Genomic DNA, 12,906 nt, shown 5'->3' on the forward strand with positions numbered 1-12,906 from the left:
GGTAAAACTACAGGATTTTTGAACTGTTCATATCAACCGTTCCGTTATACTCACACCAGATTTGGCTGCGATTTTAGGTCACTTTATTAAGTTGATTAAACTAAGCTGACTTAAAGTGTAAAATAGTCAATTTTAGGCGTAATACGCCCCCATGAAACACGGAAGTCATGAGTGTATGACGTTGAAGCTGACTGCTTAGTCAGGCCAATACTGACAAGTACCTGCATTAGCTACTCGTTGTTTATCCATGTGCTCACTGTATCGTGTTAACTCTTCTAGTGTGCCAACAGGGCCTTTGAATAAATATTTAAACTCATTCGTGACTTTAAGCCAATTGGCTAATGGGATATTTAGCCGATTCAATATGTTACTCGTGCCTGCTTTAATCGCTCCTCGCTTGTTATCTCTAATCACTCGGCCTGTATCATCAACCAGTTCAAGGTAGTCTTGTAGCTCAAACATCAGCCCTTTTGGCATAGGCTGACGCTCATTACCAAGAAAAGGTAACAGTTCAATAGGCTGTTCACCTTTGATTACCGCTTTAATTCGACGTTGAATGCTCGTAAAATCTGATTGTTCAGGTGTCGTCGCCATATTAGCTCGGATAGGATTTAAGTCGACATAAGCCATACAGGCAAGTACCGCCGCTTCATCTAACAAGGCTTGCGACTTAAAACGTCCCTCCCAGAAACGCCCTGTACACTTGTCTTCTTTATTCGCTTGCCTTGCGATGGGTTCGTTCAATGACCTCATAAACCAGCTGATATCCATGAGTCTTCTGCGATATTCAACAATGGTGTCGTTCAACGTTTCCAGCTCATAGGCTTCGATTGAACCACCGTGAGCAAATTTCTGTGTTAACAGCGTGCCTTTAAACAATTGATGCCATTGATTAACCACATCAATACTTGACCACGATTGTGCAGTTTCTAAATCAATTCTAAGCACGATATGCAAGTGATTCGACATGACAGCGTAAGCGGCAATATCAATAGCAAAGACTGAAGTCAGCATTAGAAGTCTATCTTCAACCCACTCACGCCGATGCTCAAAAGACTGACCAGAGTAATCGTCAATGCCACATAAAAACGCCCTCCTCACCGTGCGACTGACACAATGATAAAAGGGTGTATCTTCCAAGCTAACTTGTGTTGAACGGGGTCTAGGCATCCTTGCCTCCTCAAACATCCAGAATTGAATAAATTAAGTATAGGCAAGGCTCAAAAACTTAGCCCACTATGATGGGTGGCCTATTAGTTTTGCCTGCCTCCTCAAACATCCAGAATTGAATAAATTAAGTATAGGCAAGGCTCAAAAACTTAGCCCACTATGATGGGTGGCCTATTAGTTTTGCCTATTAGTTCTTTTCCATCATCCATTCGCCTTGAATTAGTGGCAAAAAAACACGCTGAGTCGATCACTTTCTTATACTAATTGGTATAACCTGAGACATAGCGGGTCCTAGCTACTGATGATCTGCTGCCGATCCAGCTTAACGGTTTTATCCGCCAGTCGTTTGGTCTGGACGGGGCAGTGTGACACCATCACCATGGTATATTGCTGTTTCAATGATTGTAATAACTGCTCAATCACCGCTGTATTTTCAGGATCGAGAGAAGCGGTAGGTTCATCTAACAGCAGTATTTCAGGCTCAAGCGCTAATGTTCGGGCTAGACATAAGCGTTGCTGCTGCCCACCAGATAACGAAGAGGCGTCATGATTTAGCCTATCCTTGATTTCATCCCATAATCTCACCTGCACTAACACCTGTTGGCTGCGGGCTAACGCCTGGGTTGGATTTAACTCCGCGACCACCTTCAGTGGCAGAAGTAGGTTGTCGATGATGCTACCTGGTAAAAGGTTAGGAATTTGAAATACCATGCCGACTTTACGACGTAACAGAGGCAGATGCTTATGAGCCAGTTGAGTGACATCGACTTCTCTCCCAGACAATGTCAGACCAATACTGCCACTCATTTCATGATCGTCGAAGCAATCATTGAGCCGATTCAATGCCCGTAAAAGGGTTGTTTTTCCACAACCTGATGGGCCGCTCAGCATGTGTAATTGTCCCTTATATAACCGTAAGCTCACATCCTTGAGGATCGTTTTATTGCTAAATCGAATACAAACGCCATCAAGGTGACCGACGACATCATCTTGGGGAACTCCGGTAACATCTAACATATAGGTTCCTTTTTAATGCTCTGTGCAGATCCCAATATATTTCGATTGCCCCGCCTGACAATCGCGGCAAGTAAAACAAAAATAATACTCGTAAGAGTGAGCAAGACTAACGCCGCACCAAATGCCATATTGAGCTCTTGTTGTGATTGATACTGAGCACTGTAATAAAAGATCGTGAATGGTAAAGCTTCAAATCGCTGCAGTAACCCGCCGGGTAATCCCGCATTGGCAACGGCCCCCGTCAACATGATCACGGCAGTATCTTCAGCCGCCCGGCCAATCGCCAACATGAGTCCACTCGTTATCCCAGGACTGGCTTGTGGTAATACCAGACGATACGTGATTTGCCACTGGGTCATGCCTAAAGCCGCCCCCGTGACCGACAATTGTTTTGGCAAGCTACTCAGTGCATTTTGAGTCGCACAGGCGATATAAGGTAAAATGAGCAGAGCTAAACACAGCGCTGCAAGTAAAAGACTGGCATTGGCGTGGGGGAAGAAACTCGCCCGAAGAAGTAAAATCAGGCTAAAACCAAACAGCCCCATTAAGATAGATGGGATCCCGGCCAGAATATCGACGGCCATACTAAACACTTTCTGGGCTGGCTTATCAGGCGAGCTCGCGAGCCAAATACCACTGGCAATTCCGGGCACAGAAGCCAAAGAGACCGCACACAAAACAACGGTAAGCGTGCCTACACAGGCAGGCCAAATCCCTTCCCATACAGGCTGCAACCCCATCATGGCGGCAAGAGGTTCCGACTCTCCGAAGAAAAGTTGCAGACTTAAAGTCGGCGCCCCTTTCAGCAAGATGAAACCGATTAATAGCAGCATGATACTCATTAAAAAGAAGGTACAGAGATAGCCCCAAAAGCCAATCGCGCGTCTCATGCTAGTCGCACCAAATTATTTCGCCCCACCAGAAAACGTGATAATAGACAGATACATGCACTACACATTAACAAGAGTATTCCAGCAGCAAACAGCGAGTTATAAACCTCACTCCCCTGATCTGTGGCGATCACCAAGGCAATATGCGCGGTTAAGCTGCGAATAGCATCAAAGATCCCAGAAGGCAATTGGGTGGCATTTCCTGCCAACATCAAAGGGAGCATCGTATCCCCGATTGACCGGTTGAACCCGAGTAACGCTGCCCCACATAAATTGACTTTGCAATGGGGCAAGATAACGTGCATATAAGTCTGCTCAGGGGTTAATCCCAGTGCATGCGCACCCAGTGCATATTGCTGCCATAATGGCGTGGTAATGTTATCTAACATCACACAGATCACAGGCAAAATAAGCAATACCAACATACAGATAGCGGCAAACAAGCTGTAGCCAGAGCCTAGCTGAAGACCGTTACGCAGAAGGGGTAAAAGTAGGAAAAGTGCCGCTAACCCATAAACCACAGTAGGTATTGCCGCCATAAACTTAAGCAAAGCCTTCAAGATAACAACCAGCCAACGCCAACGTGATAACAGGCAAAAGCTATTGATCCCCATGGCAATCACAAAGGCGACAGATGTCGAAATAAGGGCCAGAGACAAGGTACCGAAGACCATGGCAAGGATGCCAAAATGTCCCTGCTCCGGTTGCCATTGCAGACTAAAAACAGGACTGGTTTCAGTCAAGAAAACCGGAAGAGAAAACCAAATTAAGAAACAAAAAACAGAAAACAGCAGCAGGCCGCTGGTGACCACTAGGGTCATCAGTAAGCCTTGCATCAAGCTGTTTTGCTTTAGTGTATGGTTGTGGCTTTGCATCGTCAGTCAACAAACCTCAGGGGCGGGCCTGAGAGTATGTTTATGGCTTTACATCAAGCGCTATATAACCCGATGCCTGAATATACTTTGCACCTTGCTGACTATAGATGTAATCGATGAACGCCTGAGTCAAAGCGTTAGGTGCTCCTTTGGTATTCATATATAAACGACGCACCACAGGGTATTCCCCTGAAGCACAAGCCTTTTGACTCGGCTTAATATGATTATAAGTAGGCGCTTTTACCATCGCATCGATATAGCCCACGCTACTGTAACCGATAGCACCGATGTCTTGTGATACTGCAGTTTTCATCGCGCCATTTGATGGCACTATATTAGCATTACCTGCAAGTGGTGCGCCTTTTAACAGCTTCTTAGTGAACACTGAACGGGTACCACTCGCTTCATCGCGGCTAAACAGATGTATCTGTCGGTCTTGTCCACCGACCTCCAGCCAGTTGGTAATTTCTCCCTTATAAATTGCGATGATCTGCTGCTGGCTAAGATTATCGACCGAGTTATCCGGATGAATGATAACGGCGACACCATCAATAGCGAAGGGAAATGAATTCAGTCCTAGATTCATCTCCTTATTTTTTAATGCACGCCCAGCATTACCGATATCCACCAGCCCGTTCGCAACTTGTTGTACGCCAACACCCGATCCGCCACCAGCGATGGTGATACGAATATCAGGGTTATAGCCCATGATCTCACGTGCAGCCTTTTTCATCACCGGGATATGGGCTGTACCACCAGCAATATTCAGCTGGCCACTCATTTCATCAAAGGAAGAGAGTTCATCGGCAATAAGTGGGCTCGATATGAGCAAGGTAACAATCGCCATTAAGCGAACAGAGTAGGTTTTAAACATCATAATAATTCCAAGCAGTTAAATGGATGCTGAATTTGCAGTGATAGAAGTTCATTCGGTAAGGTGGGCAATTATTGCTATTAATGCCTTAGGAGCAAGCGGTTTATCTGCTTTTTGCCACCTATATCGGCAACTTTTCAGATTAAACTAGATATTGGGACAAATACGCCCATTAATTAACGACAGATTGATAACAAAAAGTCAGGTAAGCTCGTCAAAATCAATTAGAGACGGCGTTTATCAGCAAGGCTTATTTTAAAATGCAGCTGTCGTTTCTTCTCTTACACCATCGAGCAACTTAATCCATTCCGTATAACGGTACCGTTCAACATCGATATTGAAATTAGGCGTTATGTACTTAGAGATAAAGCTTTCATACAAAACAACTGTCGTCGGCGATAACTGCGGGTAAGCGTATGCTTTCATAAAGTCGTTGCAGATATCCCCAAGCAGCCGCGCAGCACCTCTATTAACGCCGTGGCAACGAGGGTCCAAATTATCAACTAACAGCTGTCTATACTCCAGCGCGGTTGCACGAGCCCCGGCAAGTTTGAGATCCGGATAGCGACCAATCTTGATCCGCTGTTGCTTAGCTTGCCAACGAAAGCGATAATAAAAGGTAATGACAGCATTATTGGTAATTCGTACACTGACACCATCACGATCAGCAATCTCAATGGGGCCGTGGTAAGGTGCTTTTATATTCCTTAATTTACTATCAGATAATGCCATTTTATCAACCTTCGCGTGATGCACATTGTTAACAATTGTGATGCACAATTTGATTTTAACACTGTATTTCAAGGTTGAATACAAGCGAACCTAATTCACTCTTAAATACTGATATATAAAGAAAATATCTGTATTTTTGATACATAAGCGAACTATGAATAACACTAAGAAACAGCCTACTTTATTTTGGCACGATTATGAGCAACCACCACTAAGCCTCTGAATAATAACAAATTAAACCTTATAAAACACCTCGTAATGCACGCCGTGATGCACACTTGTATTTTTAATTTAACTCCTAGCGGATACCCTGATTAGTCAAACTTCTGCCCTAAAATGCGATTAAACAATCACTCAGATCGAATCATGACGTTGCTCGTCCCTTAATATATTCTTGGTATTTAATACTGGCTTTACATATAGATACCCTGCGTGATACTGTTTTTATATACAGCGCCCTCGGTATTGCATTGTTCGCTATTCCGCGGGGCGTTAGGTATCAGAATTTCAGAGAGTATTACTATGATAATTGATCATATTGGATTTTCAGTATCAGACTTTATTGTGAGCAATGAATTTTATTGCAAGACTTTGGCTCCTTTGGGAATTGAAAGAATTGTTGAAGTCGAGGGAGCAAGTGGCTTTGGAATGAATGGAAAGCCAGAATTTTGGCTTGGAAAAGGTAATCTGTCACCGTCACCTATGCACGTTGCCTTTGTTGCTGGCAGCCGAAAAGAGGTAGAGCAATTTTATGAGGCTGCTTTGGCTTGTGGTGGGAAGGATAATGGTGCACCAGGAATAAGGGAACGTTATCATCCAAATTATTACGGAGCTTTTGTTATAGATCCTGATGGACATAATATTGAAGCAGTGTGTCATCAACCGGAGTAATGGAGAAAAAGTGTTTGAGGTTTAAAAAGACTTTATCTAATATCAATCGAACGAGTTAGAGCTTCTTATCTAACTCGTCTTTATCCAAAAACGCGTTACAACGACAAGATTTATTGTAATCCAACTCCTACAAAACTCACTTTATCTCAGATCTTAACTGTGTTATTTGGCGATCAATTGTTGATACTTCGGTATCCGCTTGCTGAGTAATAGCGTTCATTTCTTGAGCTAAACTTTGCTGCCAAGTTGCACCGGCTAAATTATTGTTAGCGTGGCGGCCTCTATTTTTCAAATTGGTCATGCGGTTATCACGGGTGGTAAGCACCTTCTTTCGCCTATTCTCATGCTTAGTAATTTCACGCTCAATTTCTCGATTACGAATGTAACTACTGATGTCAGCTTGTTTAAAAGCACTGTCACTAGCCACTACGCTACCAACATTGCTTAAATCCATTGGCTTACTCGACTCATTACACGGATCTGCTTGATAGACATTGCCAGCACATCGATACACCTCACTCTGTGCGGGTAATGCCATTAACAACGTCGAAATTAGTAGTAACGCTTTCATAAAATCCTCCATGACTTTAACCTAGTTTATACTTCTATCTCTGTATGTGGCAAATCTGCTGCTGTTCCCAATATTCGACCATCTTGCACGTAAACTTTCGCACCGGCTGATCCACTGCCAAGCGCGGTTATCGATAAGCCTGAAGCACTGATTAGCTTTACTGTGCCATTGCCGTTATCACTCTGTACTTTCATGATCATGCGCGGTATCGATAGCGCTTGTTGTAATTGCTTAAACATAAATCCCCTACTCTAAATGCCTAATTAAGTTCACGCTTTGAGTTATATCTAAGCCGCTGCTTTGATCCATGTTAGCGCTAATACTCACGCTATCGCATGTTGCTTTGAATACTTCGCCTTCATACGTAACCCCAATCAACATGCCCTTTTTCAAAGGGGGTAAGTCGGCCATTATAGGTAATGACACTGTAATCAGCTCTTTATTACCACTGGCTGCTATCGCGTTGGTACCCGCAAGCCTCGCCGCTTGATTATCAACAATTAGTTGAGCACTTATATCTGCAGTAGGAATATCACCAGCGGTACCCGCTCGTTTCACCTTTGCGCTCACGCCTTGCTGCTCACCACGAACCCATGCGGCGTTACATGCCTGGTTAATCTGTTTTTTACTGCTATAACTCAAGATCACTGAGTCGTGAATATTCACATCTGCAATAGCTTCACTCATTAACCACGGCGACGTGGGCCAACGTGGTACAACCTTTAACTTGCTAGAAAACTCATCGGCTACAATCATGCAACCAATTTGAGAACAAGCCTCGTTTACGGCATCGATAGGTGATTTCCTCATGATAGAGTATGCACCTGCAGGTACCGTAAAATCAGTAACCCCAACCAGCTCAATAGACCATCCTGAATTAGTAAGTAGATCACCTAACAAGCCAGCAAATGAGCGTGAAACATCATTTGTATAGCTTATAGGTGCTCGCCATGGGATTGATAACAAAGCTGAACGGCTACGACCTGCGCTGCTATAACTGGCGGTTCCAAAGCTTGAACTGCTTGATGGTTGCTCGGCTAGGGCAAAAAACTCATAGCCATTAATATCAATTAACAGTAATTCATTCTCTGCGCGGCTAGCATCGATAGCACTGCTAAATTGCAGGTCCACTGATTGAGCATACTGATTGCGGCTATCACTAAAGCTAACACTGTCTAACACAATGGATAGAGAGTCACTGACTCGAGTACAAGTTAAAGTGGGTTGCATTAAATACGCTCGTCTAATCTGAGGTTCGATAGGGACTTTAAAATCAAGGTTTGGTAACGGTGGATTAGTATCTATGGGGCCACCGCCATTATCGAAATAACAGTGTTTCTCTGAGGCCGTAAATCTCAAGGTAATAGGATGCATAGCATTGATAGCGGATCTACCAAAACGCATGGTGATTAATCCCACCGGTGGCGGGCGATAATCTGTCGAGCAGATCCAAGCGGCTTTATGTGGCCCCCAAGCGACAGAGACGTGATGACTAATATCGCTACCTAATGATGAATACCCAACATCAATCACGACCGCAACCGCATCGTTACTATGGGACGTTATCGCAGTGTCATGCTGGTAAGTACCCGTTAATAACCAAGGCACTTGCAAGTAACTTTCTGTTGCTTGCCGGCTTAACCAATTAACTGAGGTTGATTGATGATGCAGAGCTGGTGAAACCCAAGCAAGGCGGTTACTTTGCTCTTGCTGGATACCAAGCTGCAGCGGCAAATAAAGGTCAGCATTATGCAATGGCCCTATTTGCCATACTGCTGTACTTTGGTTTTCTGTTGCAATATCAGCCAACCAAACAAGTTGAAATTGATTTTCAAATCTATCACTATGGCCAACGAACATTACCTGTACTTCAGCCTTTAGTGGTTCTACCCAAACCACCACTAAATCGTTCCCTAAGCTACCATCGCGAATTGACGGTTTAGGTTCAACTTCATCCTCAAACCTAAGTTTAATAGGTGAGCTAAAATGAACCCACGGCTCTAATAATCGCAGTATTACTCGGTTAGGGTGCTTGTCGAAACTTAAAATTAACGGACTCTCAGCTTTTAACCAAGGCGTGGCTAGTTTAAGTGTGATCATTATGGGGTAGCCACCAAATTAACCAGTTCGCACTTAACACCATCGGCAACGGCTGCATTATATTCACCGTTATCATCTAAAATGAGCACGATTAATTGATTTGCAAGAGCGTACTTTTTAGCGAAATAATGCATGTTTATGTCATTCTTACCAAGGTATAGCCTCGCTCCAGATTGCCTATCCATAATTAAATGCCGTTCAGAAAGTGGATCTATATCCAACTCTAACTTAGCTCTAGATTCTTCAATTAAGTCTGTAGGGTATACCTCATATAACAGCACCATATCGTTACCACTCTACTGTATTTAAACGAATGTCGAAGCTAACGTTAGGTTGTCTAAGCAATAAATGAGCTTGACCGTTGACATCCCTATAAGCTGGATAAGTATCCGCCGAATAGTTATCAACGCTGCTGTAAACCTCCGTCAACAGTCCGGGGAGACTTCCTCTAAGTGCAGGGTACACCCGACTGTTAGTGTTAAAATCACCGTTAAGGTCTTTATTATTAGCACCGGGTGATACATTAAAAACACCAACATATGTTTTGACGTAAATACCTTGTTGAGTATGAGCAGCCTGAGCACGGTCGTATTCATTCCAAGCGCCGTCGGGGGTGTATATACCACCATCAACAGGGGTAGCGTCACCATCAACTCCGTATGTCTTAAGACCAGCTGTAACCGGGCGATTGATTCTGTTTCTCCACCAAGATGCAAAACAAACATTATAATTAATGGTGTTTACATTTGCGCCCTTAGCTATGCATGTACCAATCGCTATAAACTTAGCTTGGTCATTGGGTATGTTCGCTATGAAATCACCAACAAACATTTGGTTTTCTAACGCGACTCTACGAGCACCAAGGGTTAGATTATTAGCATCACCCAGTATTAAGTAAAAGGCATGTTTTGTACCTAGAACCATCCAGTTTGTCCAATGGGTACTTGAGGCTGCTATAAATGTACGGTATCCCGGTAAAATAAAAGTGTCTATATCGGTCATTGACATTGCAGGTGTAATCGAACATAAAGTATGTGATGTATCGGTACTACCCAGCTGAAATTTAAAATACCCACCGCTACCACCATCAGCCGGAGAGTTTCTAAATACCGCCTCTACAGCCCCTACGTCCTCAAACTCCTTAGTCCAGCCAAGCGGCGCTTTACTACCGTACCCATCAACCAAACAAGCTTGTAATACCGCTAACACCTCACTTGGTTTACGGTCAATAATTTGTGGTGCACCATCGTCAGCGCTTGAAAATACCGTCACTGCATCTGCCATTTTAATTACCCTTGTTATGATTCATTTCCACGGAACGAAAGTACTGCTTTATCGGTGGTGACTTGGCTATGACCTGCCTGTACCGTTCTTATCGCCATCACTGGTTTAGCAGAGGCTATTGTCTCAAATCTGACGGCTTCGCCCGCATTCCAACCGCCGCCGAACGCGCCAGCTCTGATAATAAAAAATGGGCTATTAGTGAGGGGATTAATCGGTGAAAAGTCGTTTAGGGTATCGCCTATGGCTATTTGGCCTATACGTTGCCCTATACATCTAAAAGCAGTGGCAGAGGTGAAAAGCAATACCCAAGCTTCGTTGACGGCCGTGTCATTACTGACTTCGATCGGAAAGTCTACGGTATTTAAATTGCCTGTTGCAGTGCTGCCGTCTATTTCCCAATTGTTTGACCAAGCGGTCATGTCGCGCACAGGGCCTACTCGTGCGTGTAAATCACCTAAAATTTGCACGCTAGCAACCGTTGAATTGATTGGGTACTCTTGGGTAAGTTTGCTTGATAGCACTAATTCAGCATCGCTAACCACTGACACTAGCGCTAACTCACCAATAGTATCGCTAAGCACAAATGGCGCGGTGAAACCTGGAAAATCACTGTTTAACGTCACTGTGCCAGCAGCTTTATCTAGGCTGAAATGTTCATCAGTGAGTGTCCAAAGGCTTGCGCCGTTAGCATCGGTGATATCAGCAAAACGCGCACCAACTCTGATGTTTTTAACTTGCCCTACAGTAGGAGTGAGAACTGGTTGATATTGGCTGTGCTGCAGCGCTACGGTTCCCCACTGCCTGAAAATATCAACCACGCCCTCATTCGGAATACGCAACGGATTTAATCCATAGATTTCGGCTGGAGGTAGCTGTCGATATTGCTCGGTAATGTCATAACGCAGTGTGGTTAAATCAACAGCATGGGTAAATGTCAGTTCAACTAATCCATTGACCATAGTGCCGCTAACACCTGTCCCCGTAACAACACCGCTACTGTCGGCGCTGGCACTAATAACACTCCGATCAGATATGCGCTCCACCTGCAGATAAAAACTATCTAGCCTCGGCTGTGTTGCCGAGAGCACAAACGATACGGTGGTATCACCCGCAGCGACGGCACTACTTGACTCAATTAACCCGGCATAAGTTAATGTAAAAGTGCCACGGCTAACATTGTGCAAGGTGATCCCCCCGGTCAAATAATCAACGGTGGCTAATAGCTCAACACCATCATATAACTTGCCTGTGGTTTCCCCTTCCCGTTCGTAGATCTCTTGGCTTGGATAATTGCTATCATCGAACACCACAGAGCCCTTAACCGTGCCGACGGTTAATTGCTTATCACTCGGGAATGCTGCGCTACTTCTATAAATGGCATAACGATAAGATGACTTATAACGCAGTGTGACATTAGCGGTAATATAGGTTTGTGCATTAGAGGTCAGTGTTACTGTCATATTCCCCGCACCAGGCGTTATCGCTTGCACATAGTGCGAACCTCTAAAGCTCGCGGTCGGCTGCAATGAAATAGCGAGTAAATTATCAGGATCATCCAATACATCGGGGGTGGTAAATAGGTAACTGTAATCGCCCTCAATACTTGGCTGAGTCAATATTTTATCAAACACCTTGCTCACCGTTGGATCGCCGTCTTCATCACTACCGCCTGTAATGGTGTTACCGTTTTTCGGCACCTCGGTAATGATTGCGGGTAATAGTGACTCTTTCGTTTTGGTGACAGCAATAGTGCTGCCAGATGCGGCGGCGGTCAATTTGGCGACGCCATGAAACAAAAGCGGGCTGGCTGAGTTAACAAAACGCAGCTTAGTACAGCGATTCTGGCCGTTAATACTCAGATTAGGCTCGGGCGTTACAAATGGAATAGCAGGCTCAAAACGTACCGCACCAGAGAAACTCGCACTACTTGATGATGCCGATACCACTTTACAAAAATGGGTTTTTCGCGGCCACTCACCGACTTCATTATCTGGGTACTCAACACTGATCGCGATAACGCTACCAGGACTTAATCTGGTCGTTTTCCAATATTCTCGACCATTAAACTGAGTACTCGACTGTAAATAATCAGCCGAGAATGAATTTTGATTAAACAAAAAACCCGGGCCACCATCACGGATTAATTGCCCTTTAGTCACCCCAGACTCAATGACCTCTTTCATATCTGTCATTCTGTCGCTATCGTTTAATGTCTTTGATTCAACCAGCATTAATGACACTAATGGATCAGTGGGTGGCTCACTCACAAAAACATGAGCGTCGAGCAACGTCGCGGTATCTTGCGTGTTCAGTGCGGGATAGCATTTAACGATATCGATAGCTGATTGCGCATGGTCAATATCTGATATGGCAGTAAATAGCTCATTTAACTTACCTGATTCAATCGCATTTTTAGTGCGTAAGCCCCCAGCCTCATCACTTGAACCTAATAATTCAGGCTTAAATACTTTTAAATTATCGCGGGTAATAGTCATAGTTTGC

13 protein-coding genes are annotated in these 12,906 nt (G+C 44.2%); 1 reads left to right on the plus strand and 12 read right to left on the minus strand.

The annotated features are described in order from the left end of the window. Positions 1-195: 195 nt before the first annotated feature. The 6 genes from CXF83_RS14880 to CXF83_RS14905 form a co-directional block, all read right to left on the minus strand. Positions 196-1,170, minus strand: coding sequence for a transposase (locus CXF83_RS14880; protein ID WP_101098018.1), 975 nt, complete (start codon positions 1,168-1,170; stop codon positions 196-198). Positions 1,171-1,461: 291 nt separating this feature from the next. Continuing rightward, positions 1,462-2,187 (minus strand): phosphate ABC transporter ATP-binding protein, encoded by a 726-nt coding sequence (locus CXF83_RS14885; protein WP_101089155.1) that lies wholly within the window; start codon positions 2,185-2,187, stop codon positions 1,462-1,464. Then, positions 2,181-3,077 carry a PstA family ABC transporter permease gene (locus CXF83_RS14890; protein WP_101089154.1) on the minus strand — a complete coding sequence of 299 codons (897 nt, stop codon included), beginning with the start codon at positions 3,075-3,077 and terminating at the stop codon, positions 2,181-2,183. The genes CXF83_RS14885 and CXF83_RS14890 overlap by 7 nt, the downstream gene beginning before the upstream one ends. Then, the gene (locus tag CXF83_RS14895; protein WP_101089153.1) at positions 3,074-3,952 is read right to left on the minus strand and encodes a PstC family ABC transporter permease; all 879 of its coding nucleotides are present in this window, start codon (positions 3,950-3,952) and stop codon (positions 3,074-3,076) included. Before CXF83_RS14895 ends, CXF83_RS14890 begins: the two co-directional genes overlap by 4 nt. Before the next feature lie 40 nt (positions 3,953-3,992). Beyond that, the gene (locus CXF83_RS14900) at positions 3,993-4,829 is read right to left on the minus strand and encodes a phosphate ABC transporter substrate-binding protein (RefSeq protein ID WP_101089152.1); all 837 of its coding nucleotides are present in this window, start codon (positions 4,827-4,829) and stop codon (positions 3,993-3,995) included. Positions 4,830-5,081: 252 nt separating this feature from the next. Beyond that, positions 5,082-5,558 carry an Arm DNA-binding domain-containing protein gene (locus tag CXF83_RS14905; protein ID WP_101089151.1) on the minus strand — a complete coding sequence of 159 codons (477 nt, stop codon included), beginning with the start codon at positions 5,556-5,558 and terminating at the stop codon, positions 5,082-5,084. 522 nt (positions 5,559-6,080) lie between these two features. Between CXF83_RS14905 and CXF83_RS14910 the strand changes: the two genes are divergently transcribed. Beyond that, a complete protein-coding gene (locus CXF83_RS14910; protein WP_101089150.1) occupies positions 6,081-6,449 on the plus strand; it encodes a VOC family protein in 369 nt (122 codons plus the stop codon). A gap of 136 nt (positions 6,450-6,585) precedes the next feature. Here the strand turns inward: CXF83_RS14910 and CXF83_RS14915 are convergent, their stop codons facing one another. The 6 genes from CXF83_RS14915 to CXF83_RS14940 are packed head-to-tail and all read right to left on the minus strand — an operon-like array spanning position 6,586 to position 12,899. After that, a complete protein-coding gene (locus CXF83_RS14915) occupies positions 6,586-7,020 on the minus strand; it encodes a hypothetical protein (RefSeq protein ID WP_332871123.1) in 435 nt (144 codons plus the stop codon). A 26-nt stretch (positions 7,021-7,046) separates the two neighbouring features. Then, positions 7,047-7,259: a hypothetical protein gene (locus tag CXF83_RS14920; RefSeq protein WP_101089148.1), complete on the minus strand. Its 213-nt coding sequence runs from the start codon at positions 7,257-7,259 to the stop codon at positions 7,047-7,049. Between the two features lie 7 nt (positions 7,260-7,266). Then, positions 7,267-9,120, minus strand: a complete 1,854-nt coding sequence (locus tag CXF83_RS14925) for a hypothetical protein (RefSeq protein WP_232775118.1) — start codon at positions 9,118-9,120, stop codon at positions 7,267-7,269. Then, on the minus strand, positions 9,120-9,404 hold the full coding sequence (locus CXF83_RS14930) for a hypothetical protein (RefSeq protein WP_101089147.1): 285 nt from the start codon (positions 9,402-9,404) through the stop codon (positions 9,120-9,122). The genes CXF83_RS14925 and CXF83_RS14930 overlap by 1 nt, the downstream gene beginning before the upstream one ends. Before the next feature lie 4 nt (positions 9,405-9,408). Next, positions 9,409-10,404, minus strand: a complete 996-nt coding sequence (locus CXF83_RS14935; RefSeq protein WP_101089146.1) for a hypothetical protein — start codon at positions 10,402-10,404, stop codon at positions 9,409-9,411. A gap of 14 nt (positions 10,405-10,418) precedes the next feature. Next, positions 10,419-12,899: a hypothetical protein gene (locus tag CXF83_RS14940; RefSeq protein ID WP_101089145.1), complete on the minus strand. Its 2,481-nt coding sequence runs from the start codon at positions 12,897-12,899 to the stop codon at positions 10,419-10,421. Positions 12,900-12,906: the final 7 nt, after the last annotated feature.

Origin of the sequence: Shewanella sp. Choline-02u-19 (genome assembly GCF_002836205.1) — a bacterium.
Lineage (GTDB): Bacteria > Pseudomonadota > Gammaproteobacteria > Enterobacterales > Shewanellaceae > Shewanella.